23 protein-coding genes are annotated in these 25,067 nt (G+C 58.4%); 16 read left to right on the top strand and 7 right to left on the bottom strand.

Going from position 1 to position 25,067, the window contains the following annotated elements:
• The first annotated feature begins 50 nt into the window (after nucleotides 1-50).
• The 5 genes from def (at nucleotide 51) to BKX96_RS18005 (ending at nucleotide 4,761) form a co-directional block, all read left to right on the top strand.
• Nucleotides 51-557: a peptide deformylase gene (def, locus tag BKX96_RS18025; protein ID WP_046818630.1), complete on the top strand. Its 507-nt coding sequence runs from the start codon at nucleotides 51-53 to the stop codon at nucleotides 555-557.
• 68 nt (nucleotides 558-625) lie between these two features.
• Nucleotides 626-1,585 carry a methionyl-tRNA formyltransferase gene (gene fmt / locus BKX96_RS18020; protein ID WP_077185076.1) on the top strand — a complete coding sequence of 320 codons (960 nt, stop codon included), beginning with the start codon at nucleotides 626-628 and terminating at the stop codon, nucleotides 1,583-1,585.
• Nucleotides 1,582-2,892 carry a 16S rRNA (cytosine(967)-C(5))-methyltransferase RsmB gene (gene rsmB, locus BKX96_RS18015; protein ID WP_077185073.1) on the top strand — a complete coding sequence of 437 codons (1,311 nt, stop codon included), beginning with the start codon at nucleotides 1,582-1,584 and terminating at the stop codon, nucleotides 2,890-2,892. The genes fmt and rsmB overlap by 4 nt, the downstream gene beginning before the upstream one ends.
• Nucleotides 2,893-2,913: 21 nt before the next feature.
• Nucleotides 2,914-4,287: a Trk system potassium transporter TrkA gene (trkA, locus tag BKX96_RS18010; RefSeq protein ID WP_046818627.1), complete on the top strand. Its 1,374-nt coding sequence runs from the start codon at nucleotides 2,914-2,916 to the stop codon at nucleotides 4,285-4,287.
• 159 nt (nucleotides 4,288-4,446) lie between these two features.
• Nucleotides 4,447-4,761: a tetratricopeptide repeat protein gene (locus BKX96_RS18005; RefSeq protein ID WP_046818626.1), complete on the top strand. Its 315-nt coding sequence runs from the start codon at nucleotides 4,447-4,449 to the stop codon at nucleotides 4,759-4,761.
• On the opposite strand, the gene BKX96_RS18000 is transcribed toward BKX96_RS18005, so the two are convergent.
• The 3 genes from BKX96_RS18000 to tag all read right to left on the bottom strand — a co-directional run bounded on the left by BKX96_RS18000 (nucleotide 4,762) and on the right by tag (nucleotide 6,559).
• The gene (locus BKX96_RS18000) at nucleotides 4,762-5,001 is read right to left on the bottom strand and encodes a PilZ domain-containing protein (protein WP_046818625.1); all 240 of its coding nucleotides are present in this window, start codon (nucleotides 4,999-5,001) and stop codon (nucleotides 4,762-4,764) included. It lies immediately after the preceding gene.
• Nucleotides 5,002-5,073: 72 nt separating this feature from the next.
• Nucleotides 5,074-5,961: a lysophospholipid acyltransferase gene (locus BKX96_RS17995; RefSeq protein WP_046818624.1), complete on the bottom strand. Its 888-nt coding sequence runs from the start codon at nucleotides 5,959-5,961 to the stop codon at nucleotides 5,074-5,076.
• Nucleotides 5,962-6,001: 40 nt separating this feature from the next.
• The gene (gene tag, locus BKX96_RS17990; RefSeq protein WP_046818623.1) at nucleotides 6,002-6,559 is read right to left on the bottom strand and encodes a DNA-3-methyladenine glycosylase I; all 558 of its coding nucleotides are present in this window, start codon (nucleotides 6,557-6,559) and stop codon (nucleotides 6,002-6,004) included.
• Between the two features lie 81 nt (nucleotides 6,560-6,640).
• On the opposite strand from tag, the gene glyQ reads away from it, so the two are divergent.
• The 4 genes from glyQ to BKX96_RS17970 all read left to right on the top strand — a co-directional run bounded on the left by glyQ (nucleotide 6,641) and on the right by BKX96_RS17970 (nucleotide 11,033).
• Nucleotides 6,641-7,594 carry a glycine--tRNA ligase subunit alpha gene (glyQ, locus tag BKX96_RS17985; protein WP_003213601.1) on the top strand — a complete coding sequence of 318 codons (954 nt, stop codon included), beginning with the start codon at nucleotides 6,641-6,643 and terminating at the stop codon, nucleotides 7,592-7,594.
• Entirely contained in the window at nucleotides 7,591-9,645 is a 2,055-nt protein-coding gene (glyS, locus tag BKX96_RS17980; RefSeq protein ID WP_077185070.1) for a glycine--tRNA ligase subunit beta, read from the top strand. The genes glyQ and glyS overlap by 4 nt, the downstream gene beginning before the upstream one ends.
• A gap of 7 nt (nucleotides 9,646-9,652) precedes the next feature.
• The gene (gene gmhB / locus BKX96_RS17975; RefSeq protein ID WP_046818621.1) at nucleotides 9,653-10,186 is read left to right on the top strand and encodes a D-glycero-beta-D-manno-heptose 1,7-bisphosphate 7-phosphatase; all 534 of its coding nucleotides are present in this window, start codon (nucleotides 9,653-9,655) and stop codon (nucleotides 10,184-10,186) included.
• Nucleotides 10,187-10,253: 67 nt separating this feature from the next.
• Nucleotides 10,254-11,033 (top strand): lysophospholipid acyltransferase family protein, encoded by a 780-nt coding sequence (locus tag BKX96_RS17970; RefSeq protein ID WP_046818620.1) that lies wholly within the window; start codon nucleotides 10,254-10,256, stop codon nucleotides 11,031-11,033.
• Nucleotides 11,034-11,276: 243 nt separating this feature from the next.
• On the opposite strand, the gene gyrB is transcribed toward BKX96_RS17970, so the two are convergent.
• Genes gyrB through dnaA form a run of 4 tightly spaced genes read right to left on the bottom strand, consistent with a single transcriptional unit; the run spans nucleotide 11,277 to nucleotide 17,486 of the window.
• A complete protein-coding gene (gyrB, locus tag BKX96_RS17965) occupies nucleotides 11,277-13,694 on the bottom strand; it encodes a DNA topoisomerase (ATP-hydrolyzing) subunit B (RefSeq protein WP_077185067.1) in 2,418 nt (805 codons plus the stop codon).
• A gap of 5 nt (nucleotides 13,695-13,699) precedes the next feature.
• Nucleotides 13,700-14,803 (bottom strand): DNA replication/repair protein RecF, encoded by a 1,104-nt coding sequence (recF, locus tag BKX96_RS17960; protein ID WP_046818618.1) that lies wholly within the window; start codon nucleotides 14,801-14,803, stop codon nucleotides 13,700-13,702.
• 20 nt (nucleotides 14,804-14,823) lie between these two features.
• Nucleotides 14,824-15,927, bottom strand: coding sequence for a DNA polymerase III subunit beta (dnaN, locus tag BKX96_RS17955; protein WP_020797992.1), 1,104 nt, complete (start codon nucleotides 15,925-15,927; stop codon nucleotides 14,824-14,826).
• 38 nt (nucleotides 15,928-15,965) lie between these two features.
• Entirely contained in the window at nucleotides 15,966-17,486 is a 1,521-nt protein-coding gene (dnaA, locus tag BKX96_RS17950) for a chromosomal replication initiator protein DnaA (RefSeq protein ID WP_046818617.1), read from the bottom strand.
• A 567-nt stretch (nucleotides 17,487-18,053) separates the two neighbouring features.
• Between dnaA and rpmH the strand changes: the two genes are divergently transcribed.
• From rpmH to rsmG, 7 genes are all read left to right on the top strand, one after another.
• Nucleotides 18,054-18,188 carry a 50S ribosomal protein L34 gene (rpmH, locus tag BKX96_RS17945; protein WP_003213577.1) on the top strand — a complete coding sequence of 45 codons (135 nt, stop codon included), beginning with the start codon at nucleotides 18,054-18,056 and terminating at the stop codon, nucleotides 18,186-18,188.
• A 16-nt stretch (nucleotides 18,189-18,204) separates the two neighbouring features.
• Entirely contained in the window at nucleotides 18,205-18,606 is a 402-nt protein-coding gene (gene rnpA / locus BKX96_RS17940) for a ribonuclease P protein component (protein ID WP_201343619.1), read from the top strand.
• Entirely contained in the window at nucleotides 18,599-18,844 is a 246-nt protein-coding gene (gene yidD / locus BKX96_RS17935; protein ID WP_010207715.1) for a membrane protein insertion efficiency factor YidD, read from the top strand. The genes rnpA and yidD overlap by 8 nt, the downstream gene beginning before the upstream one ends.
• Nucleotides 18,845-18,846: 2 nt before the next feature.
• Nucleotides 18,847-20,526, top strand: coding sequence for a membrane protein insertase YidC (gene yidC / locus BKX96_RS17930; RefSeq protein WP_046818615.1), 1,680 nt, complete (start codon nucleotides 18,847-18,849; stop codon nucleotides 20,524-20,526).
• A 79-nt stretch (nucleotides 20,527-20,605) separates the two neighbouring features.
• The gene (mnmE, locus tag BKX96_RS17925) at nucleotides 20,606-21,976 is read left to right on the top strand and encodes a tRNA uridine-5-carboxymethylaminomethyl(34) synthesis GTPase MnmE (protein WP_046818614.1); all 1,371 of its coding nucleotides are present in this window, start codon (nucleotides 20,606-20,608) and stop codon (nucleotides 21,974-21,976) included.
• Nucleotides 21,977-22,526: 550 nt separating this feature from the next.
• The gene (gene mnmG, locus BKX96_RS17915; protein WP_046818613.1) at nucleotides 22,527-24,425 is read left to right on the top strand and encodes a tRNA uridine-5-carboxymethylaminomethyl(34) synthesis enzyme MnmG; all 1,899 of its coding nucleotides are present in this window, start codon (nucleotides 22,527-22,529) and stop codon (nucleotides 24,423-24,425) included.
• Complete coding sequence (gene rsmG / locus BKX96_RS17910) at nucleotides 24,422-25,066, top strand: 16S rRNA (guanine(527)-N(7))-methyltransferase RsmG (protein WP_046818612.1); 645 nt, start codon at nucleotides 24,422-24,424, stop codon at nucleotides 25,064-25,066. Before mnmG ends, rsmG begins: the two co-directional genes overlap by 4 nt.
• The last annotated feature ends 1 nt before the right edge of the window (nucleotide 25,067 follow it).

The raw sequence follows: 25,067 nt of genomic DNA, 5'->3' as shown, positions 1-25,067 counted from the left end.
GGCCAGGCCATCGACTCGACCTTACTTCACACGTGCAGTCATCAAAGCCTATGGCCATTTTAAACATCCTCGAATTCCCTGACCCGCGCCTGCGTACGATCGCCAAGACAGTGACCGTAGTGGACGACGAAGTGCGTCAGCTGGTCGATGATATGTTTGAAACAATGTATGAAGCGCCAGGCATCGGCCTCGCCGCGACCCAGGTCAACGTGCACAAACGTATCGTCGTGATGGACCTCTCCGAAGACCGCAGCGAACCACGGGTTTTCATCAACCCCGAGTTCGAGTCCCTGACCGACGAGATGGAGCAATACCAGGAAGGCTGCCTCTCGGTGCCGGGTTTCTACGAAAACGTCGATCGCCCGCAGAAGGTCAAGGTCAAGGCCCTGGACCGCGACGGCCAGCCTTACGAACTGATCGCCGAAGGCCTGCTCGCCGTTTGCATCCAGCACGAATGCGACCACCTGAATGGCAAATTGTTCGTCGACTACCTGTCCACGCTCAAACGCGACCGCATCAAGAAGAAACTGGAAAAACTTCACCGCCAGAACGCTTGATGCCCTCTTCAAAGGCTTGCCGCGGCAAGCCTTTTTCTTTTCAAGATGCTTTGTAATCGAGAGCTTTCATGACTGAGCCACTGCGCATTGTCTTTGCCGGCACCCCGGAATTCGCCGCCGAACACCTCAAGGCCCTGCTCGACAGCCCTTACGAGATCGTTGCGGTCTACACCCAGCCGGATCGTCCAGCGGGCCGCGGGCAAAAGCTGATGCCGAGCCCGGTCAAGCAACTGGCTCTGGAGAACAATATTACGGTGCTGCAACCGCCGACCTTGCGCAATGCAGACGCCCAAGCCGAATTAGCCGCGCTGAAGCCGGACTTGATGGTGGTGGTTGCCTACGGCCTGATCCTGCCGCAAGTGGTGCTGGATATTCCGCGCCTGGGCTGCATCAACAGCCACGCATCCTTGTTGCCGCGCTGGCGCGGTGCGGCGCCGATCCAGCGCGCCGTCGAAGCCGGTGACAGTGAAAGCGGCGTGACGGTGATGCGCATGGAAGCCGGCCTGGACACCGGGCCGATGCTACTCAAAGTCATCACGCCGATCAGCGCCCAGGACACCGGTGGCAGTTTGCACGACCGTCTGGCCGAAATGGGCCCGCCTGCCGTGGTCCAGGCGATTGCCGGCCTCGCCGCCGGAACGCTGGAAGGTGAAGTGCAGGACGACAGCCTTGCCACCTACGCCCACAAGTTGAACAAGGACGAGGCGCGCATCGACTGGACGCGCCCTGCGGTTGAGCTGGAGCGCCTGGTTCGGGCTTTCAACCCTTGGCCGATCACCCACAGCACACTGAATGGCGAAGCGTTGAAGGTACTGGCGACGAACCTGGCCGAAGGGCAGGGCGCTCCGGGCGAAATTCTCGGCGCCAGCAAGGACGGGCTGCTCGTCGCTTGCGGTGAGCAGGCCCTGTGCCTGACCCGCCTGCAATTGCCCGGTGGCAAGGCGCTGAACTTCAGCGACCTGTTCAACAGCCGTCGTGAGAAATTCGCCATCGGCACCGTCCTCGGTCAAGCGGTGGACGCTCAATGAACCCGCGTCTGGCCGCCGCCAAGGCACTCGCCGCTGTCCTGAACGGAAAAGCCTCGCTCAACAGTTCACTGCCAACGCAACTGGACAAGGTCGAAGACCGCGATCGCGGCTTCACCCAGGACCTGGCCTTCGGCACCGCTCGCTGGCAGCCGCGCTTGTCGGCGCTGGCGGCCAAGTTGCTGCAGAAACCGTTCAAGGCCACCGACGCCGATGTCGAGGCACTGTTGCTGGTCGGTCTCTACCAACTGCTCTACACCCGCGTCCCGCCACACGCCGCGATTGGCGAAACCGTGGGTTGCGCCGACAAGCTGAAAAAGCCTTGGGCCAAGGCCTTGCTCAATGCCGTACTGCGCCGCGCGCAGCGGGAAAGCGAAACCCTGCTGGCCGAGCTGGAGCACGACCCGGTGGTGCGTACCGCTCACCCGCGCTGGCTGCAAAAATCGCTCAAAGCCTTTTGGCCCGAGCAGTGGGAAGCCATTTGCACGGCGAACAACGCGCACCCGCCGATGATCCTGCGGGTCAACCGCCGTCATCACAGCCGTGATGCCTACCTCGGGCTGCTCAGTGAAGCGGGCATTGCCGCCAGCGCTTGCGTCTACAGCCGCGACGGCATCATCCTCGAGTCAGCCGCTGACGTGCGCAGCCTGCCAGGCTTCGCCGAAGGCTGGATCAGCGTGCAAGACGAAGCGGCCCAGCTGGCCGCCGATTTGCTGGACCTGGCGCCGGGCCAGCGCGTGCTCGACGCGTGCTGTGCCCCTGGTGGCAAGACCTGCCATATCCTCGAAGCTGAGCCCAAACTGGCCGGCGTCGTCGCGGTAGACCTCGAAGCCAAGCGCCTGGTGCGGGTCCGTGAGAACCTCGAACGCCTGAAACTGAGTGCCGAACTGATCGCCGCCGATGGCCGCGACACCGCCACCTGGTGGGACGGCAAGCCCTTCCAGCGCATCCTCCTCGATGCACCTTGCTCGGCCACCGGCGTAATTCGCCGCCACCCGGATATCAAGCTGACTCGCCAGCCCGATGACATCGCCGCGCTGGCGGTGCTTCAAGGCGAGTTGCTCGACGCCCTGTGGCACACCTTGGAGGTGGGTGGCATCCTGCTTTACGCCACCTGTTCGACGCTGCCGACCGAGAACACCGAAGTGATCGAGTCTTTCCTCGCTCGCACTCCGTGTGCCCGCGAACTGGACCTGGCCACGACGGCTGGAATCAAGCAGCCCCATGGGCGGCAATTGCTGGCCCAGGAAGGCGGCCACGACGGGTTCTACTACGCCAAGCTGATCAAGATCGCCGCCGTACGCGGTTAACGGATTCAACGGAGTGACTGGATGAAAATCATCATCCTTGGAGCGGGGCAGGTCGGCGGTTCGCTGGCGGAGCACCTGGCAAGCGAAGCAAATGACATTACCGTGGTCGACACCGATGGCGAACGCCTGCGTGACCTCGGTGACCGGCTGGACATCCGCACGGTGCAAGGTCGCGGTTCGCTGCCGAGCATCCTGCGCCAGGCCGGCGCCGACGACGCCGACATGCTGGTCGCCGTGACCAGCAGCGATGAAACCAACATGGTCGCCTGCCAGGTTGCCCACACCCTGTTCCATACACCGACCAAGATCGCCCGCGTCCGTGAAGCGGCGTACCTGACCCGCACCGAACTGTTCGACAACGAAGCGATCCCGGTGGACGTGCTGATCAGCCCCGAGCAAGTGGTCACCAATTACATCAAGCGCCTGATCCAGCATCCGGGCGCCTTGCAGGTGATCGACTTCGCCGAGGGCAAGGCGCAATTGGTCGCGGTGCGGGCGTACTACGGCGGTCCGTTGGTGGGTCAGCAATTGCGCCAGCTGCGTGAACACATGCCGAATGTCGAAACCCGCGTAGCGGCGATATTCCGTCGTGACCGGCCGATCCTGCCCCAGGGCGATACAGTGATCGAAGCGGATGACGAAGTGTTCTTCATTGCCGCACGAGCGAATATTCGAGCGGTCATGAGTGAAATGCGCCGTCTCGACGAGACCTACAAGCGCATCGTCATCGCCGGTGGCGGGCAGATTGGGGAACGTCTGGCCGAAGCCATCGAAAGCCGGTACCAGGTGAAGATCATCGAGATGAACCCGGCGCGCTGCCGCCACCTCTCGGACACCCTCGACAGCACCGTGGTGTTGCAAGGCAGCGCCTCGGACCGAGACCTGCTGCTGGAAGAGAACATCGCCGACGCCGACATCTTCCTGGCCCTGACCAACGATGACGAGGCCAACATCATGTCCTCGCTGCTGGCCAAGCGCCTGGGCGCGAAGAAGGTGATGACCATCATCAACAACCCGGCCTACGTCGACCTGATACAGGGCGGCGACATCGACATCGCCATCAGCCCGCAACTGGCGACCATCGGGACGTTGCTGGCGCATGTGCGGCGCGGCGATATCGTCAGCGTGCACTCACTGCGCCGCGGCGCGGCGGAAGCCATCGAGGCCATTGCCCATGGCGATGCGAAATCGAGCAAGGTGATCGGCAAGGCCATCGAGAATATCGGCTTGCCGCCGGGCACCACGATTGGCGCCATCATTCGCGATGAAGAGGTCATTATCGCGCACGATGACACCGTGATCGCAGCCGGCGACCATGTGATCCTGTTCCTTGTGGATAAAAAGCATATCCGCGATGTGGAAAAGCTGTTCCATGTAGGGCTGAGCTTCTTCTGATCCGAATTTTTTGCTGCCAGCAGGGGCCTCTCGCGAGCAAGCCCGCTCCCACATTTGATCTTTGGTGAACACAAAACCAATGTGGGAGCGGGATTGCTCGCGAAGGCGGCCTCACTAATCCGGATGAACGCCTGACACCCCTAAGATAAGGAATCCACCATGATCGAATCCCTGGAAAAAATGCTCGCCAAGGGTGTGGATAACTCGCTGCTACGCTTCGGCCTGGGCAAGGGCTATCTGGATCTGGGAGAACACGCCAAGGCGGCAGAGCATTTCCAGCGTTGCGTCGAATTCGACCCAAAATATTCGGCAGCCTGGAAACTGCTCGGCAAGGCCCATCTTGCCCTGACTGACTTTGCAGCCGCGCGTCAGGCTTGGGAGCAAGGCATCGAAGCCGCCATAGCCCATGGCGACAAGCAGGCTGAGAAAGAAATGACGGTTTTCCTGAAAAAACTCGACCGTCAGGCGCACTGATCAGAGATAACGCAAGCCAATGCCTTCGGCATCCACCTGCACCACTTCCATGCGCACCCGCGGCGCGCCTGTGGGTAAGTCCTGCACCTGCCCGTAGACCACCGTACCCCGGGGCAAGGCGGCCAAGGCCGGATGCTTGACGTAGACACCTGTGGCCGACAGATTGCGGGTCTGGCCCAAGCATTCGCCGAGGCTTTCATGACTGATTTTGATACGAAATGATTTGCGCTGTTCGGACATCTGCTGCGCCCTTGAATGAACGGTTGTGGATAACGCCCAGGTCAAGGTTATCCACAGATCATGCCAAACGACTCAATACCAGCGTTCTTCACCCGGTGGACGCTTCTTGAAGCGCTTCATGCTCCACATGTACTGACTCGGATACGCCCGCACGTAACGCTCGACGACCTGGCTCATGGCCGCGCAGGAGGTGGCGGTATCTGTGCTGTACATCGCTTCCGGCGCGGCTTCCAGAATCACTTTGTAGCCTGAACCGTCCGGCAGCCGCAGGGCGTGCAGGAATACGCCGACCGCCTTGCCACCGGCGAGCATGTTCGGCACGAACTTGCTGGTCAACGCCTGGGTGGCGAAGAATGGCACGAAGATCCCTGCAGATTCGGCTGGTTCCGGGTCAGCAGGAATACCCACTGCACCACCTTTGCGCACTTCCTTGATGACGCTGAGAATGCCTTCCTTGGTAGAAGCGGCGACCTTGTTGCCCAACTGCACTCGCTGCTTTTGCAGCAATTCATCCACCGCCTTCAATTTCGGCGGGCGATAGAAAATGATCGGTTTGCACTGGCTGCAATAGAAGTGATTGAGCACTTCCCAGTTGCCCAGGTGACTGGTGATGCCCACTACGCCCTTGCCGGAGGCGAGGGCGTCTTTCAATACGTCGAGGCCTTCCACTTCACGGACCAGGTCGATGGAACGCTGGGCCGGCCAGATCCAGGCGCAGGCGCTTTCGGTCAGGGACTTGCCGATGTCCTTGAGGCTCTGGCCCACCAGGCGCTCACGCTCGGCGGGGTCCATGTCGGGAAAGCACTTGGACAGATTGATCCGCACCACGTCGCGGGAACGGTTCGGGGTTTTCCACATGACCCAGCCTATCGCCGAGCCCACGGCCTGAACCGCCCGCCACGGGAGCAGGGCAAACAGCCGCAGAGCGCCTACCAGCAAGGCGCCTTTCAACTTATCCACAGTTCACTCCTGATCTTGTGCTGTGCGCGAGGCGGCTATTCTAACCGCCGTTCGCCAGCTGCGCGTAGCGATCGCAATCCCGGGTATGGTCCATGACCATGCCCGAAGCCTGCATCAGCGCGTAACAGATGGTCGGGCCAACGAAGGTGAACCCGGCTTTTTTCAAGCCCTTGCTCATCTCCACCGCCTCGGGGGTGATGGCCGGCACTTCGGATCGATCGCTGAAGTGATTGATCTTCGGTACACCGCCGACAAAGGACCAGAGAAACGCCACCGGGTCCTCCAGCGCCATCCAGGCCTGGGCATTGCGCCGGGCCGCGTTGAGCTTGAGGCGATTACGGATGATGCCCGGGTCGAGCATCAATTCATCGACTTCCGCGTCGCTCATCTGCGCCACGCGCTGCACGTCGAAGCCGTACATCACCCGTCGATAGTGCTCGCGTTTGCGCAGCACGGTGATCCAGGAAAGGCCGGCCTGGAACCCTTCGAGCAAAAGCAACTCGAACAGTCCCTGCGCATCGCGTAGCGGCGTGCCCCACTCCTGATCGTGATAAGCCATGTATAGCGGATCTTCGGAACACCAAAAGCAGCGTGGCATAAGGCTCCAGGGGGCGTGCGCAGCAATGAATCGGGTATACTCCCGCTCTTTAAATCGCAGCCCAAGAAACAGGTGAATTTCGTGAGCCAGCCTACGCCAGCCGTGCGTACCTTCCAAGACTTGATCCTCGCCCTCCAGCAATACTGGGCCGAGCAAGGTTGTGTGGTACTTCAGCCCTACGATATGGAAGTAGGCGCCGGCACTTTCCACACTGCAACATTCCTGCGCGCCATTGGCCCGGAAACCTGGAACGCCGCTTATGTGCAGCCAAGTCGTCGCCCGACTGACGGCCGCTACGGCGAAAACCCGAACCGTCTGCAGCACTACTACCAATTCCAGGTGGTGCTCAAGCCAAACCCGGACAACTTCCAGGAGCTGTACCTGGGCTCCCTCAAGCACGTGGGCCTGGACCCATTGGTGCATGACATCCGCTTCGTCGAAGACAACTGGGAATCGCCGACCCTCGGCGCCTGGGGTCTGGGCTGGGAAGTCTGGCTCAACGGCATGGAAGTGACCCAGTTCACCTATTTCCAGCAAGCGGGCGGCATCGAATGCTACCCGGTGACCGGTGAGATCACTTACGGCCTGGAGCGCCTGGCCATGTACCTGCAAGGCGTGGATTCGGTCTACGACCTGGTCTGGGCTGACGGTCCGTTCGGCAAAGTGACCTACGGCGACGTGTTCCACCAGAACGAAGTGGAGCAGTCGACCTACAACTTCGAACACGCCAACGTCGAGAAGCTGTTCGAACTGTTCGATTTCTACGAAAGCGAAGCCAAGCGCCTGATCGAACTCGACCAGCCGCTGCCGTTGCCGAGCTACGAAATGGTGTTGAAGGCCTCCCATACCTTCAACCTGCTGGATGCGCGCCGGGCGATTTCCGTGACCGCGCGTCAGCAATACATCCTGCGTGTACGCACCCTGGCGCGTTCCGTTGCGCAAGCCTACCTGCTGGCTCGCGCCAAGCTGGGCTTCCCGATGGCGACCCCGGACCTGCGTGACGAAGTACTGGCCAAGCTGGAGGCTGCACAATGAGTGCTCTGGATTTTCTGGTTGAACTGGGCACTGAAGAACTGCCACCCAAGGCCCTGAACACCCTGGCCGAGGCGTTCCTTGCCGGTATCGACAAGGGCTTGCAAGCTGCCGGCCTGAACTACGAGACCAAAACCGTTTATGCCGCGCCGCGCCGTCTGGCGGTGCTGATCACGTCGCTGGCCACCCAGCAGCCGGATCGCAGCATCAACCTCGATGGCCCGCCACGCCAGGCCGCGTTCGATGCCGAAGGCAACCCGACCCAAGCGGCACTGGGTTTTGCCAAGAAGTGCGGGGTCGACCTGAGCGAAATCGATCAGAGCGGTCCGAAATTGCGCTACAGCCAGAGCATCGCCGGCAAGCCGACCGCGAGCCTGCTGCCGACCATCGTCGAAGACTCGCTGAACGACCTGCCGATCCCGAAACGCATGCGTTGGGGTGCGCGCAAGGAAGAGTTCGTGCGTCCGACGCAATGGCTGGTAATGCTCTTCGGTGACCAGGTCATCGACTGCACCATCCTCGCCCAGAAGTCCGGTCGCGATTCCCGTGGCCACCGCTTCCACCACCCGGAAAACGTGCGCATCGGTTCGCCGTCCAGCTACCTGGCCGACCTGCGTGCCGCCTACGTGCTGGCTGACGCCAACGAGCGTCGCGACATCATCAGCAAGCGCACCGAAGAACTGGCCACCCGTCAGGAAGGCACGGCGATCGTTCCGCCAGCCCTGCTCGACGAAGTGACCGCGCTGGTCGAGTGGCCAGTACCGCTGGTGTGCTCGTTCGAGGAACGTTTCCTCGACGTACCGCAAGAAGCGCTGATCACCACCATGCAGGACAACCAGAAGTACTTCTGCCTGCTGGATGCCGAAGGCAAGTTGCTGCCACGTTTCATTACCGTGGCCAACATCGAAAGCAAAGACCCGCAGCAGATCATCGCCGGTAACGAGAAAGTGGTTCGCCCACGCCTGACCGACGCCGAGTTCTTCTTCAAGCAAGACAAGAAGCAGAAGCTCGAAGACTTCAATCAGCGCCTGCAAAACGTGGTGTTCCAGGAAAAACTGGGCAGCGTCTACGACAAGGCCGAGCGCGTTTCCAAGCTCGCCGCCTATATCGCCGCGCGCATTGGCGGCAACGCTTCGTGGGCCGCTCGTGCAGGCTTGCTGTCCAAATGCGACCTGGCGACCGAAATGGTCGGCGAGTTCCCGGAAATGCAAGGTGTCGCCGGGTACTACTACGCCCTCAATGACGGCGAGCCAGAAGACGTCGCCCTGGCCCTGAACGAGCAGTACATGCCGCGCGGTGCCGGTGCCGAACTGCCAGCCACCCTGACCGGTGCGGCCGTGGCCATCGCCGACAAGCTGGATACCCTGGTGGGAATCTTCGGTATCGGCATGCTGCCGACCGGTAGCAAAGACCCGTACGCTCTGCGCCGCGCCGCATTGGGTGTGCTGCGTATCCTGATCGAGAAACAACTGGATCTGGACCTGAACGACGCCGTGGCCTTCGCCGTAAATGCGTTCGGCACCAAGGTCAAGGCTGCCGGCCTCAATGACGCCGTGCTGGAGTTCATCTTCGACCGCCTGCGTGCACGTTATGAGGATGAAGGCGTCGACGTGGCGACCTACCTGTCGGTTCGTGCCCTGAACCCGGGCTCGGCCCTGGACTTCGACCAGCGCGTACAAGCGGTACAAGCCTTCCGCAAGTTGCCGGAAGCTGCAGCCCTGGCGGCGGTGAACAAGCGCGTATCGAACTTGCTGAGCAAGGTCGAAGGCTCGGTGCCGACCGTAGTCGAAGCCAAATACTTCGACAATGCCAACGAGTTCTCCCTGTACTCGGCGATCCAGCAGGCCGACCAGGCTGTCCAGCCTATGGCTGCGGCGCGTCAGTACAGCGAATCGCTGGCACGCCTGGCCGCCTTGCGCGAGCCGGTGGATGCGTTCTTCGAAGCAGTGATGGTCAACGCGGAAGATGCCAATGTCCGCGCCAACCGTTATGCCTTGCTGGCCCGTCTGCGTGGGTTGTTCCTGGGCGTCGCCGATATTTCGTTGCTGGGGTAAAGACGGTTTGAAACTGCTGATTCTCGATCGGGACGGGGTGATCAATTACGACTCCGACGCTTACATAAAGTCGGTGGAGGAGTGGATTCCACTCCCCGGGTCGATCGAAGCCATCGCGCAGTTGAGCAAGGCCGGCTGGACGGTGGCAGTCGCCACCAACCAGTCGGGCATCGCTCGCGGCTATTACGACCTCGCCACCCTGGACGCCATGCACGCGCGCTTGCGCTCGCTGGTGGCCGAGCAGGGTGGGGAAGTCGGGCTGATCGTCTACTGCCCGCACGGGCCGGACGAAGGCTGCGATTGCCGCAAGCCAAAACCTGGGATGCTGAAAAGCATCGCCGCACATTACAACGTATCGCTGACAAATCTATGGTTCGTCGGCGATAGTCTCGGTGACCTGGAAGCCGCCAAAGCCGTCGACTCTCAGCCAGTTTTGGTAAAGACCGGGAAAGGCGAAAAGACTTTGGGCAAGACCCTTCCGGTAGGCACATTGATTTTCGACGATCTGGCGGCGATTGCCGCAGAACTTATCCACAATTAGAGCTCTTTCGAAATCCTGACCAAGGAACGTTCGGGAGTGCGCTTGAACCGTTACGGTAAACGTCGCCATGTCGATACTGCAGGCCATCAGAACCTTCCTCTTTTACCTGCTGCTGGGCACCAGCTCCCTGCTGTGGTGCAGCCTGAGTTTTTTTATCGCGCCCTTTCTCCCGTTCAAGGCGCGCTATCGTTTCATCAACGTCTATTGGTGCCGCTGCGCCTTGTGGCTGAGCAAGGTGTTCCTGGGCATTCGCTACGAAGTGAAGGGTGCCGAGAACGTACCGACACAACCCTGCGTGATTCAGTCGAACCACCAGAGCACCTGGGAGACCTTTTTTCTCTCGGCCTATTTCTCACCATTGAGCCAGGTGCTCAAGCGCGAACTGCTTTACGTGCCGTTCTTTGGCTGGGCCATGGCCATGCTCCGTCCGATCGCCATCGACCGGGACAACCCTAAAGCAGCACTCAAGCATGTCGCCAAGAAAGGCGATGAATTGCTCAAGGACAACGTCTGGGTGCTGATTTTCCCCGAAGGCACACGCGTTCCCTATGGCACCATCGGAAAATTCTCCCGAGGGGGTACGGCGCTGGCGGTGAATGCCGAGCTGCCGGTGCTGCCGATTGCGCACAACGCTGGCAAGTTCTGGCCAAAAACCGGTTGGAAGAAGAAGCAGGGCGTCATCACCGTGATCATCGGCGCACCGATGTATGCCGAAGGTAGTGGACCACGGGCCATCGCCGATCTGAACGACCGGGTCCAGGCCTGGAACGAGCAAATGCAACGGGAAATGGGCTCTCTGCCACCGGCTCCGCAAGCACCGGTTGCCAACGATCAGGCAGTTGTCTGAGCTTCTGTGGATAAGCTGTGTACCGTTTGTGAGAAAAGCGTCGAAATCCTCTCCTAACATAATGATTTATATAGATATTTCTTAAGCGCTTAAAAAACCGAAAAACGTGCATAAGTTTTTTTCGGGCGCAAAAAAACCGGCTGATATAGCCGGTTTTTTTATGCCTCTTTCACCGCTGTTGTGGGTACAAAAAAGGCCAACGCATGACGTTGGCCTTTTTCGTTTAGCGGGGGTTAACCAGGATCAGAAGTCCAGGTTGGAAACCGCCAGGGCATTGCTTTCGATGAAGTCACGGCGAGGTTCGACCGCATCACCCATCAGGGTGTTGAAGATCTGATCTGCGCCAATGGCGTCTTCGATGGTCACTTTCAGCATCCGGCGAACGCTTGGGTCCATGGTGGTTTCCCACAGCTGATCCGGGTTCATTTCACCCAGACCTTTGTATCGCTGGATGGTGTGGCGCTTGGTGCTTTCAGCCATCAACCAGTCAAGGGCTTCCTTGAACTCGGTGACCGCTTTCTTGCGTTCGCCACGCTGGATGTACGCGCCTTCGTCGAGCAGGGTGCTCAGTTGAGCGCCCAGGGAGACGACCGTCTTGTAGTCGTTGCTGCCGAAGAAGTCGCGGTTGAAGGTGACGTAGTTCGACAGACCGTGGGAGATCAGTTCGACCTCTGGCAGCCAGACGTTACGCTCACGGTCTTCACGCAGGCTGGCCTTGTAGACCAGGCCGGACTTCTCGACGGTGCGCAGGCGCACTTCGTACTGGGCCAGCCAATCCTGCATCGCTGCGTGATCGGACAGTTGCTCCAGGCTGACAGCCGGCAGGTAGATGAAGTGCTCGGTCAATTCCTGTGGGTACAGGCGCGACAGACGCTTGAGGGTCTTCATCACCAGACGGAAGTCGTTCACCAGACGCTCAAGCGCTTCGCCGGAGATCCCCGGTGCCTCTTCGTTCAGGTGCAAGCTCGCATCTTCCAGGGCCGACTGCGTCATGTACTCTTCCATGGCGTCGTCGTCTTTGATGTATTGCTCTTGCTTGCCTTTCTTGACCTTGTACAGCGGCGGCTGGGCAATGTAGATGTAGCCACGCTCGATCAGCTCAGGCAGCTGACGGAAGAAGAAGGTCAGCAACAGGGTACGAATGTGCGAACCGTCGACGTCAGCATCGGTCATGATGATGATGTTGTGATAACGCAACTTGTCGATGTTGTACTCTTCGCGACCGATGCCGCAGCCCAGCGCAGTGATCAAGGTGCCCACTTCCTGGGAAGAGATCATCTTGTCGAAACGCGCCTTCTCGACGTTCAGGATTTTACCCTTGAGGGGCAGAATCGCCTGGGTCTTGCGGTTACGTCCCTGCTTGGCAGAGCCGCCCGCGGAGTCACCTTCCACCAGGTACAGTTCGGAGAGGGCAGGGTCCTTTTCCTGGCAGTCAGCCAGTTTGCCCGGAAGGCCTGCGATATCCAGCGCACCTTTACGGCGGGTCATCTCACGGGCCTTGCGCGCTGCTTCACGAGCACGTGCCGCGTCGATCATCTTGCCGACAACCAACTTGGCTTCGTTCGGGTTCTCCAGCAGGAAGTCGGAGAAGTACTTGCCCATTTCCTGTTCGACCGCGGTCTTCACTTCGGAAGAGACCAGCTTGTCTTTGGTCTGGGAGCTGAACTTCGGATCCGGAACCTTTACCGAAATGATCGCGGTCAGGCCTTCACGGGCGTCGTCACCGGTGGTTGCAACCTTGTGCTTCTTGGCCAGGCCTTCGGCTTCGATGTAGGTGTTGAGGTTACGCGTCAGTGCGGAACGGAAGCCCACCAGGTGGGTACCGCCGTCGCGCTGCGGAATGTTGTTGGTGAAGCACAACAGGTTCTCGTTGAAGCTGTCGTTCCACTGCAGGGCGATTTCCACGCCGATGCCGTCTTCACGCTGGATGTTGAAGTGGAACACCTGATTGACCGGGGTTTTGTTGGTGTTCAGGTATTCAACAAACGCGCGCAGGCCACCTTCGTACTTGAACAACTCTTCCTTGCCGCTGCGCTCATCCTTGAGAACGATGCCAACACCGGAGTTGAGGAAGGACAGTTCACGAATCCGCTTGGCCAGGATGTCCCAGCTGAAGTGGATGTTCTTGAAGGTTTCGCTGGAAGCCTTGAAGTGGATCTGGGTACCGGTGGTTTCGCTGTCGCCAACGATCTTCATCGGTTCCTGTGGCACACCGTGGACGTAGGTCTGTTCCCAGATCTTGCCGCTACGGCGGACAGTAAGAACAAGCTCTTCAGACAGTGCGTTCACTACCGACACACCTACGCCGTGAAGGCCGCCGGATACCTTGTAGGAGTTGTCGTCAAACTTACCGCCGGCGTGCAGTACGGTCATGATGACCTCGGCTGCCGAGACGCCTTCTTCTTTATGCACATCTACCGGGATACCACGGCCGTTGTCTTTAACGGTGATGGATTCGTCCGGGTGAATGATGATGCTGATGTCGTCGCAGTGGCCGGCGAGCGCTTCGTCGATCGAGTTATCGACCACCTCGAACACCATGTGGTGCAGACCGCTGCCATCGTCGGTGTCACCAATGTACATACCGGGACGTTTGCGTACGGCATCCAGGCCTTTCAGCACCTTAATGCTCGTTGAGTCGTACGTATTTTCTTCGCTCAATGCCTTCACTCCCGATGGTCGTGGGTCTGGGTGATACGGCCCTGTTCCACGTGGAACAGGGCGACTGGCGTTTCCGTCTGCCAGCCTTCCCTCAATAATTCGTGGTCTACACAGGTAATAAATACCTGGCAGCGTAAGTCTTCCAGCAAGCGGCAAAGCGCACGGCGGTGCTGCTCGTCCAGTTCGGACGGCAAGTCATCCACCAGATAAATACACTGACCGCGTCGGGCCTGGCTGACCAGGTGACCCTGGGCAATCCGTAACGCGCAGACCACCAACTTCTGCTGGCCACGGGACAAGATATCCGCGGCATTGTGAGCACCCAATCTGAGGCGCAAATCAGCACGTTGCGGTCCTGCCTGGGTATGCCCCATCTGCTGATCCCGCTGAAGGGATCCGGCGAGCACAGCGCTTAATTCACGGTCTTTGTCCCAGCCCCGGTAATAGCTGAGCGTTAGCCCTTCGAGCTCAACCAGTTCGCTCAAGGTCTGCTCAAACACCGGTTTCAAGGCTTTGATATAGGCGCGGCGGTATTCATCTATTTCAGCGCTGGCCTGGCACAGTTCCCTGTCCCAAACCGCTTGCGAAACGGCGTCAAGTGTACCATGCCGCAGCCAAGAGTTTCTCTGGCGCAGGGCCTTCTGCAGGCGTTGCCAGGTGGACATGAATCGGGGTTCCACGTGGAACACGCCCCAGTCGAGGAACTGTCGGCGAATCTTCGGCGCGCCTTCCAGCAAGCGGAAGCTGTCCGGATTGATCAACTGCAGCGGCAGGATCTCGGCCAGCTGCGCGGCACTGCGCGCGTTCTGTCCGTCGATGCGGATCTGGAACTCCCCCTGACGGTCCCGGGAGATGCCCAAGGCACTGTGTCCACCTTCGGCCAACTCGACCTGGCCAAATACCGTACACGCCACTTGCTCATACTGAATGACGGGCAACAATCGGGTGCTACGAAACGAACGAGCAAGCCCCAGCAGGTGAATGGCTTCCAGGACACTGGTTTTGCCGCTGCCATTGGCGCCGTAGAGAATATTGATTCGGGGAGAGGGGGAGAAGGTCACCGGGTGCAGATTGCGCACCGCGGTGACCGAGACGCGACTAAGGGACATCTAGCTTCTGCTGAACATGATTACAGACGCATCGGCATGACGACGTAGGCCGAGTCATCGTTGTCGGACTCTTGTACCAGCGCACTGCTGTTGGAGTCGGACAGGATCAGACGCACCTGCTCGGTAGTCATCACGCCCAGTACGTCGAGCAAGTAGCTGACGTTGAAGCCGATTTCCAGGGAGCCGCCGTTGTATTCAACGCCAACTTCTTCTTCCGCTTCCTCCTGCTCCGGGTTGTTCGCCTGGATCTTCAGCTGACCAGGAGCCAGTTGCAGACGGATACCACGATACTTCTCGTTGGACAGAATCGCCGTTCGGCTGAAAGCCTCGCGCAGCGCCTGACGATCACCGAGCACCAACTTGTCACCGCCTTTTGGCAGAACGCGCTCGTAGTCCGGGAATTTACCGTCGACCAGTTTCGAGGTGAAGGTGAATTCACCGGTGGTAGCACGAATGTGATGCTGACCCAGGACAATGCTGACGATACCGTCGGGCTCGGTCAGCAAACGCGCGAGCTCCAGGATACCCTTGCGCGGCACGATGACCTGGTGGCGATCCGGCTGGCCGATATCAGCCTGCATCGAGCACATCGCCAGGCGGTGACCATCGGTGGCCACGGCACGAATGACGCCTGCCGAAACTTCCAGCAGCATGCCGTTGAGGTAGTAACGAACGTCTTGCTGGGCCATGGCGAAGCTGGTGCGCTCGATCAGACGACGCAGCTTGCTCTGTTCCAGGCTGCACGTCAGCGAGCCCGGGCCTTCTTCCACGGTAGGGAAATCGTTGGCCGGCAAGGTCGAGAGGGTGAAGCGGCTACGGCCAGCCTTCACCACCAGCTTCTGTTCATCGACCTTGATATCGATCAGCGCATCATTCGGCAGGCTTTTGCAGATATCCATCAGTTTACGTGCAGGCACGGTGATGGAACCCGTTTCAGCAGGCTCTTCGAGTTGCACACGACCGACCAGCTCGACTTCCAGGTCGGTACCGGTCAGCGACAATTGCTGGCCTTCGACAACCAGCAGCACGTTGGAGAGCACCGGCAAGGTCTGTCGGCGCTCGACGACGCCTGCGACCAGTTGCAGGGGTTTCAACAGGGCTTCGCGTTGAATGGTGAAATGCATGGTCTAGTCCCTTGCCTTAAAAGCTGCGCTGGTGTTCATCAAGTGGTCAGTGTACGCAGCAGGTTCTTGTAGTCCTCGCGGATGTCCGCGTCGGATTCCTTAAGTTCGTTGATCTTGCGGCAGGCGTGCAAAACAGTCGTGTGGTCACGCCCACCAAACACATCACCGATTTCCGGCAGGCTGTGGTTGGTCAGTTCCTTGGACAAGGCCATGGCGACCTGACGTGGACGGGCAACCGAACGCGAACGACGTTTGGACAACAAATCGGAGATCTTGATCTTGTAGTACTCGGCGACAGTGCGCTGAATGTTATCCACAGAGACCAGTTTATCTTGCAGCGCCAACAGATCCTTCAGGGACTCGCGGATCAACTCGATGGTGATATCGCGCCCCATGAAGTGCGAATGGGCGATCACGCGTTTGAGCGCACCTTCCAGCTCACGGACATTGGAGCGAATGCGTTGGGCAATGAAGAACGCTGCATCGTGCGGCAATTCGACCTTGGCCTGATCGGCCTTTTTCATCAGGATCGCGACACGGGTTTCCAGTTCCGGCGGTTCAACAGCCACCGTAAGGCCCCAGCCGAAGCGCGACTTCAGGCGTTCTTCAAGGCCTTCGATTTCTTTCGGGTAGCGGTCACTGGTGAGAATGACCTGCTGGCCACCTTCAAGCAGGGCATTGAAGGTGTGGAAAAACTCTTCCTGCGAGCGCTCCTTGCGGGCGAAGAACTGAATGTCATCGATAAGCAACGCATCCACCGAACGGTAGAAGCGCTTGAACTCGTTGATCGCGTTCAGTTGCAGAGCCTTGACCATGTCGGCCACGAAGCGCTCGGAATGCAGGTACACGACCTTGGCATTCGGATTCTTCTTTAATAGATGGTTACCCACAGCATGCATCAAGTGGGTTTTACCCAAACCTACGCCACCGTAAAGGAAGAGCGGGTTGTAACCATGCTTGGGATTGTCCGCCACTTGCCAGGCCGCGGCCCGGGCCAGTTGGTTGGACTTACCCTCAACGAAGTTCTCGAAGGTAAAGGTGCGGTTCAGGTAGCTGGTGTGCTTGAGCGCACCTTCCACCTGAACGGTACGCTGCTCGGCGCGCACCGGTGCCTGTTGCGAACTGGCGCCGGCCATTGGATCGAAGCTGTCACGCGAAGGCTCTTGCTCAGCCACTTCTGCGGTTTTTTGCGTCGCTCGCTTGGCCGGTGATGCAGCCGGTGCCACAGGCGCCGCTGCGGCCGCAGCCGCCTGAACCTGGGACGCCGCAGCGGCGGCCAGCGGCGCATTCGGCGCGGCGCGCGGAGCAGAGCTACGTTTGCTGCCTATTAATAAGGAAAGCGCAGGCGCCATACCGTTGCCGTGTTCGTCGAGCAATTCCAGGACGCGACTCAGGTATTTCTCGTTGACCCAGTCCAGGACAAAACGATTGGGTGCATAGACACGCAACTCGTCGCCTTCGGCTTCGACCTGTAGTGGACGGATCCAAGTGTTGAATTGTTGGGCAGGCAGCTCATCGCGCAAAAGCTCCACGCACTGCTGCCAAAGTTCCACTGACACGGATATCCCCTAAGTTGAAAGCCGGTGAGGCAAAAACAAGCGGCCATTGTAACGGCCAGACGCCGACTTATCCACACGTAGGTGGGTCATGAACCGAGAACAATCAGGGTTTTATACGCAAAAAAGACGACCAATGGTCTGTGCATAAGCTCTGTGGATAACCCCCTCTAAGCTCATTGCACAAGTGGGGGTGAAACTCGGTGGATAACCTGCCTGTGGATAACAACCCTTTCCACACACAGGTTATCCGACAGCGCAGCACAGGCTGAACACCGTTTTCCACTGTAGTTGTCATTCGCTGTACAGTCGATGAAACAAGGGCTCAAGGGACTTATCCACAGATACCTGCGAGCTAAGCTTTTATAAGCTTTACAGAAAAGCTTTAAATACTTTCCTTTCTTATTTTTATATTTGGCTGAGGATCCTGGCCAGTCAAAACCTCTGGAGATCTATTTATAAGGAAACGTTGGTTGGAAATTGACCTAGAGGCTTGCTTTCTCTAGAATCCCCGGTCTCTTAAAACGGGGGCCATTCCGGCCCGTTGTGGACGAACCAGGTAACACGACAATGAAACGTACTTTCCAACCAAGCACTATCAAACGCGCTCGTACCCACGGTTTCCGTGCTCGCATGGCTACCAAGAACGGTCGTGCCGTCCTGTCGCGTCGTCGCGCCAAAGGTCGTGCGCGTCTGGCAGTTTGATAATCCGGCACTGGAGGTGAGTCAGGACTTCAGTCGGGAAAAGCGTCTGCTTACCCCCCGGCATTTCAAGGCAGTCTTTGACTCCCCTACCGGCAAGGTTCCGGGGAAAAATCTCCTGCTCCTTGCGCGCAACAACGATCTTGATCACCCCCGACTCGGGCTGGTTATCGGGAAAAAGAGCGTAAAGCTCTCCGTCGAGCGCAATCGCCTCAAACGTCTGATGCGCGAATCGTTTCGGCTGAACCAGGATGCACTGGCCGGCTGGGACATCGTTATCGTCGCGCGCAAAGGTTTGGGTGACGTAGAAAACCCCGAATTGATTCAGCATTTCGGCAAACTCTGGAAGCGTCTGGCACGCAGCACGCCGGTACCAGTAGTCAAAACCGAAACTGTAGGGGTAGACAGTCCCGATGCGTAAACTGGCACTCGTTCCGATCCAGTTTTATCGCTATGCCATTAGTCCCCTGATGGCCAGTCACTGTCGTTTCTACCCCAGTTGTTCCTGCTACGCGTTAGAAGCCATTGAAAATCATGGCCTTCTGCGCGGTGGCTGGCTGACCTTTCGTCGTTTAGGTCGCTGTCATCCGTGGAATCCCGGTGGTTATGACCCGGTTCCACCTATCCCTACCTCCCGTTCTTCTTCGATGGCCGAGTAATCATGGATATCAAACGCACGATCCTGATCGTCGCCCTGGCAATCGTGTCCTACGTTATGGTTCTTAAATGGAACCAGGACTATGGCCAGGCTGCCCTGCCGACTCAGAATGTTGCTTCCAGTACGACCGCACCGGGCCTCCCGGATACGGCCACTGGCAATAAAGCGTCCGTCAGTGACGACATTCCACACGCCGCAAACGATACCAGCGCACCTGCCGAAACGCCGGTAGCGGCGAGCACCGACCTCATCCAGATCAAAACGGATGTGCTCGATCTGGCCATCGATCCACAAGGTGGTGATGTTGCCCAACTGAAATTGCCGCTGTATCCACGTCGCCAGGACCATCCGGAAATCCCATTCCAGCTGTTCGATAACGGCAACGAACGGACTTATCTGGCTCAAAGTGGCCTGATTGGCAGCAACGGCCCGGATGCAAGTCCTGCCGGTCGTCCGATTTATTCGGCGGAGAAGAAGGTTTATCAACTGGCTGACGGTCAGGACCAATTGGTCGTGGACCTGAAGTTCAGCAAGGACGGTGTCAACTACATCAAGCGTTTCACCCTGAAACGCGGCCTGTATGACGTAACTGTCTCCTACCTGATCGACAACCAGAGCGCACAGCCCTGGTCCGGTGCAATGTTCGCGCAATTGAAGCGTGACGCCAGCTCCGATCCGTCTTCCAGCACTGCCACCGGCACCGCGACTTACCTGGGCGCCGCCCTGTGGACAAGTAACGAGCCGTACAAGAAAGTGTCGATGAGCGACATGGACAAGGCGCAGCTGAAAGAAACCGTCACCGGTGGTTGGGTTGCCTGGTTGCAGCACTACTTCGTGACTGCGTGGATTCCGGTCAAGGGCGAAAACAACATCGTCCAGACCCGTAAAGACAGCAAAGGCAACTACATCATCGGCTATACCGGTCCTTCGCTGACCGTTGCTCCGGGTGCCAAGGCTGAAACCAGCGCCATTCTGTACGCCGGACCGAAAAGCCAGGCTGTCCTGAAAGAGTTGTCCCCAGGTCTGGAACTGACCGTCGACTACGGCATTTTGTGGTTCATTGCCCAGCCAATTTTCTGGTTGCTGCAACACATCCACGCGCTGGTCGGTAACTGGGGCTGGTCGATCATCTTCCTGACCATGCTGATCAAGGGGATTTTCTTCCCACTGTCGGCTGCCAGCTACAAATCCATGGCACGCATGCGTGCAGTGGCACCGAAACTGGCCGCGCTGAAAGAACAACATGGCGACGACCGGCAGAAAATGTCGCAAGCCATGATGGAGCTCTACAAGAAAGAGAAGATCAATCCGCTGGGTGGCTGCTTGCCAATCCTCGTGCAGATGCCGGTTTTCCTTTCGCTGTACTGGGTTCTGCTGGAAAGCGTGGAAATGCGCCAAGCGCCGTTCATGCTGTGGATTACTGACCTGTCGATCAAGGATCCGTTCTTCATTCTGCCGATCATCATGGGCGCCACCATGTTCATCCAGCAGCAGTTGAACCCGACTCCTCCGGATCCGATGCAGGCGAAGGTCATGAAAATGATGCCAATCATCTTCACCTTCTTCTTCCTGTGGTTCCCGGCGGGTCTGGTGCTGTACTGGGTTGTGAACAACGTTTTGTCGATCGCCCAACAGTGGTACATCACGCGTAAGATCGAAGCGGCTGCCAAAGCAACTGCCTGATTTACACTGTGGATATCCACTCAAAACGCCCCCTAGTGGGGCGTTTTGCTATCTGTCACTTTTGTCTGGATACCGGTTTATGAGCGCTCCTCGTGAAACCATTGCCGCCGTCGCCACCGCCCAGGGTCGTGGCGGTGTCGGCATCGTGCGTATTTCCGGGCCGTTGGCCAGCGATGCGGCCAAGGCCTTCAGCGGTCGTGAACTCAAGCCGCGGTTCGCGCACTATGGTCCGTTCCTGGGTGAAAATGACGAGGTGCTCGACCAGGGCATCGCGCTGTATTTCCCAGGTCCAAACTCGTTCACCGGCGAAGATGTATTGGAATTGCAAGGCCATGGTGGCCCGGTCGTTCTGGATATGTTGCTGCAGCGCTGCCTTGAACTCGGCTGCCGTCTCGCCCGCCCCGGGGAATTCAGTGAACGTGCATTCCTGAACGACAAGCTCGACCTGGCCCAGGCCGAAGCCATCGCCGACCTGATCGAAGCCAGTTCTGCACAGGCAGCGCGCAATGCATTGCGATCCTTGCAAGGCGCATTTTCGGCTCGTGTGCATAACCTGACGGAGCAACTGATCGGCCTGCGGATCTATGTCGAAGCGGCAATCGACTTTCCGGAAGAAGAAATCGACTTCCTCGCCGATGGCCACGTATTGAGCATGCTCGATAAAGTGCGCGACGAGTTATCCACCGTTATGCGAGAAGCCGGGCAGGGCGCCTTGTTGCGTGACGGCATGACCGTGGTTATCGCCGGTCGTCCGAATGCTGGCAAATCCAGCCTGCTCAATGCACTGGCCGGTCGCGAAGCGGCCATTGTCACCGAGATCGCCGGCACTACACGGGACGTCCTGCGCGAACATATCCACATCGATGGCATGCCACTGCATGTGGTAGATACGGCCGGGTTGCGCGATACCGATGACCATGTGGAAAAAATTGGCGTAGAGCGGGCGTTAAAAGCCATCGGCGAAGCAGATCGGGTATTGCTGGTCGTCGATGCAACCGCACCGGAAGCCCTCGATCCTTTTGCACTATGGCCTGAGTTCCTTGAAACCCGCCCCGACCCGGCGAAAGTCACGTTGATCCGTAACAAGGCCGACCTCACAGGCGAAGCCATGGCCCTGGAAGTCAGCGATGACGGGCACGTCACCATCAGCCTCAGCGCCAAGTCTGCGGGGGTTGGCCTTGAGTTGCTACGCGACCACCTCAAGGCTTGCATGGGCTATGAACAGACCTCTGAAAGCAGCTTCAGTGCTCGCAGGCGCCACTTGGAAGCATTGCGTCATGCAAGTGCGTCCCTGGAGCACGGCCGGGCGCAACTGACCCTGGCGGGTGCCGGCGAATTGCTGGCCGAGGATTTGCGCCAGGCTCAGCAGTCCCTAGGAGAAATCACCGGTGCATTCAGCTCCGATGACCTGTTGGGGCGAATTTTCTCCAGCTTCTGCATCGGTAAATAGTCCTTTCGCTCTCCGCAGACAGGCCGCTCGTGCCTGTCTGCTCCCTCCTATTGCAAAACAATCGCCCAGTGCCGAGCTGATTTTTTCTGCTTGAGCGGTTTTTCCCTGCCCGAATTTCCTTGAGTCGATGCTTTTCTGTGGATTAAGCCCTGTGAATAACCGCGGCTAAGGGCAGTTGATAACAGGGCCTCAAAACTGAAGATAACCGCCCCTGTGGATAAGCACCCCATTCATCCACAGGCTTAAACCGGTTATCCAAGGCCCTCATTGGCACATGACCACAGGGTTTTGAATCTCTGTACATATTGGATTTAAAGGGCTGTATCAATCTATCCACAGAAAGGTCGGTCAGTAGAAATAAACATAAAAACAAAGATTTAATAAATTTCTTTCTTTTTAATTTCTATAACCGCCACTTTTCCACAGCTGGTTAAATTTTGTGCAAAGGGTTCTTTAGGAAGGGCGAAGTCCCTATACTTGTCGACCAGGTCCGAAAACCTGAGCTCAAACTATTCCTGAATTACCTACTTAAGCAGGCACGAGGTGCGTGGTGGATTTCCCTTCCCGTTTTGAAGTGATCGTCATCGGCGGCGGTCATGCCGGTACCGAGGCAGCACTGGCCTCAGCACGTATGGGGGTCAAGACCCTGTTGCTGACGCATAACGTGGAAACCCTCGGTGCCATGAGTTGCAACCCTGCCATTGGCGGGATCGGCAAAAGCCACCTGGTCAAGGAAATCGATGCCCTCGGTGGCGCGATGGCCATTGCTACCGATAAAGGCGGCATCCAGTTTCGCGTGTTGAACAGCCGCAAGGGTCCGGCCGTGCGTGCAACCCGCGCTCAGGCGGATCGGGTGCTGTACAAGGCAGCGGTGCGCGAAATCCTGGAAAACCAGCCCAACCTGTGGATATTTCAACAGGCTGCAGACGACCTGATCGTCGAGCAGGAGCAAGTGCGCGGTGTTGTCACGCAAATGGGTCTGCGTTTCCTCGCCGATTCCGTGGTGTTGACCACCGGTACGTTCCTCGGTGGACTTATCCACATCGGTTTACAGAATTTTTCCGGGGGGCGCGCCGGTGATCCGCCGTCGATCGCCCTGGCTCAACGCCTGCGTGAGTTGCCGCTGCGTGTCGGTCGCCTGAAAACCGGAACTCCGCCGCGTATCGACGCCCGGTCCGTGGATTTCTCGGTGATGACCGAGCAGGCAGGCGATACGCCGATTCCAGTGATGTCGTTCATGGGGTCCAAAGAGCAGCACCCACAACAGGTCAGCTGCTGGATTACCCATACCAACGCTCGCACCCACGAAATCATTGCCGCGAACCTCGATCGTTCGCCGATGTATTCCGCGGCAGGTGAAATCGAAGGCATCGGCCCGCGTTACTGCCCGTCGATCGAAGACAAGATCCATCGCTTTGCCGACAAGCAAAGCCATCAGGTCTTCATCGAGCCGGAAGGCTTGACGACAAACGAGCTGTACCCGAATGGAATCTCCACCTCCTTGCCGTTCGATGTGCAATTGCAAATCGTGCAATCGATCCGCGGCATGGAAAACGCCCACATCGTGCGACCGGGCTACGCTATCGAATACGACTACTTCGACCCGCGTGACCTGAAGTACAGCCTGGAAACCAAAGTGATCGGCGGTTTGTTCTTTGCCGGGCAAATCAACGGCACGACCGGTTACGAAGAAGCCGGCGCCCAAGGTTTGCTGGCCGGGACCAACGCTGCACTGCGCGCCCAAGGCAAAGATGCCTGGTGCCCGCGTCGCGACGAAGCCTACATCGGCGTTTTGGTTGACGACCTGATTACCCTGGGCACCCAGGAGCCGTACCGGATGTTCACATCCCGTGCCGAATACCGCCTGATCCTGCGCGAAGACAACGCTGACCTGCGCTTGACCGAAAAAGGTCGCGAATTGGGTCTGGTCGATGACGCGCGCTGGGCAGCGTTCTGCAAAAAACGCGAAAGCATCGAGCTGGAAGAGCAGCGCCTGAAAAGTACCTGGGTACGCCCGGGCACTGAGCAAGGCGATGCGATCGCGGAAAAATTCGGCACGCCGCTGACCCACGAATACAACCTGCTCAATCTGCTGAGCCGTCCGGAAATCGACTACGCTGGCCTGATCGCCGTCACCGGTGGGGGCGCGGAAGATCCACAGGTGGCCGAACAGGTCGAAATCAAGACCAAATACGCCGGTTACATCGATCGTCAACAAGATGAAATCGCGCGTCTGCGGGCCAGCGAAGACACCAAATTGCCTGTGGATATCGATTACACGAACATTTCCGGGCTCTCCAAAGAGATTCAGAGCAAGCTTGGCGCGACCCGTCCGGAGACATTGGGTCAGGCATCACGTATCCCGGGCGTGACACCGGCAGCCATTTCCCTGTTGATGATTCATTTGAAAAAACGCGGCGCGGGCCGTCAGTTGGAGCAAAGCGCTTGAGTTCGTTGGTCACCCCGCAACACGCAGAAGAGTTATCCACAGGTGCTCGCCAGCTCGGTGTGGCGTTGAGCGAAACCCAGCATGCGCAATTGCTGGGTTATCTGGCCCTGTTGATAAAATGGAACAAGGCCTACAACCTCACGGCGGTGCGCGATCCCGACGAAATGGTCTCGCGTCATTTGCTCGATAGCCTGAGCGTGATGTCGTTCGTCGAAAACGGTCGCTGGCTCGATGTTGGCAGTGGCGGCGGCATGCCGGGCATTCCCTTGGCCATATTGTTTCCTGAGGCGCAGGTGACCTGCCTGGACAGCAACGGCAAGAAGACTCGCTTCCTGACACAGGTCAAACTCGAGCTGAAACTGGATAACCTGCAAGTTATCCACAGTCGCGTCGAAGCGTTCCAGCCTGCACAGCCATTCAACGGGATTATTTCCCGGGCCTTCAGCAGCATGGAAAACTTCAGCAACTGGACACGCCACCTCGGTGACACCGATACGCGCTGGCTGGCAATGAAGGGCGTTCATCCCGCCGATGAGCTGGTAGCATTGCCGACAGACTTCCACCTCGATAGCGAACACGCCCTGGCCGTACCTGGTTGCCAAGGCCAACGCCATCTGCTGATACTGCGCCGCACGGCATGAT

The organism is Pseudomonas putida, from assembly GCF_001976065.1.
Classification (GTDB): domain Bacteria; phylum Pseudomonadota; class Gammaproteobacteria; order Pseudomonadales; family Pseudomonadaceae; genus Aquipseudomonas; species Aquipseudomonas serbica.
The sequence above is the reverse complement of the archived record's forward strand: the minus strand, read 5'-3'. Positions and strand labels throughout refer to the sequence as shown.

Excerpts from the sequence above, each read along its gene's own strand:
- def (WP_046818630.1), top strand. The coding sequence starts at position 51 with ATGGCCATTTTAAACATCCTCGAATTCCCTGACCCGCGCCTGCGTACG.
- fmt (WP_077185076.1), top strand. The coding sequence starts at position 626 with ATGACTGAGCCACTGCGCATTGTCTTTGCCGGCACCCCGGAATTCGCC.
- rsmB (WP_077185073.1), top strand. The coding sequence starts at position 1,582 with ATGAACCCGCGTCTGGCCGCCGCCAAGGCACTCGCCGCTGTCCTGAAC.
- trkA (WP_046818627.1), top strand. The coding sequence starts at position 2,914 with ATGAAAATCATCATCCTTGGAGCGGGGCAGGTCGGCGGTTCGCTGGCG.
- BKX96_RS18005 (WP_046818626.1), top strand. The coding sequence starts at position 4,447 with ATGATCGAATCCCTGGAAAAAATGCTCGCCAAGGGTGTGGATAACTCG.
- BKX96_RS18000 (WP_046818625.1), bottom strand. The coding sequence starts at position 5,001 with ATGTCCGAACAGCGCAAATCATTTCGTATCAAAATCAGTCATGAAAGC.
- tag (WP_046818623.1), bottom strand. The coding sequence starts at position 6,559 with ATGCCACGCTGCTTTTGGTGTTCCGAAGATCCGCTATACATGGCTTAT.
- glyS (WP_077185070.1), top strand. The coding sequence starts at position 7,591 with ATGAGTGCTCTGGATTTTCTGGTTGAACTGGGCACTGAAGAACTGCCA.
- BKX96_RS17970 (WP_046818620.1), top strand. The coding sequence starts at position 10,254 with ATGTCGATACTGCAGGCCATCAGAACCTTCCTCTTTTACCTGCTGCTG.
- recF (WP_046818618.1), bottom strand. The coding sequence starts at position 14,803 with ATGTCCCTTAGTCGCGTCTCGGTCACCGCGGTGCGCAATCTGCACCCG.
- dnaN (WP_020797992.1), bottom strand. The coding sequence starts at position 15,927 with ATGCATTTCACCATTCAACGCGAAGCCCTGTTGAAACCCCTGCAACTG.
- rpmH (WP_003213577.1), top strand. The coding sequence starts at position 18,054 with ATGAAACGTACTTTCCAACCAAGCACTATCAAACGCGCTCGTACCCAC.
- yidD (WP_010207715.1), top strand. The coding sequence starts at position 18,599 with ATGCGTAAACTGGCACTCGTTCCGATCCAGTTTTATCGCTATGCCATT.
- yidC (WP_046818615.1), top strand. The coding sequence starts at position 18,847 with ATGGATATCAAACGCACGATCCTGATCGTCGCCCTGGCAATCGTGTCC.
- mnmE (WP_046818614.1), top strand. The coding sequence starts at position 20,606 with ATGAGCGCTCCTCGTGAAACCATTGCCGCCGTCGCCACCGCCCAGGGT.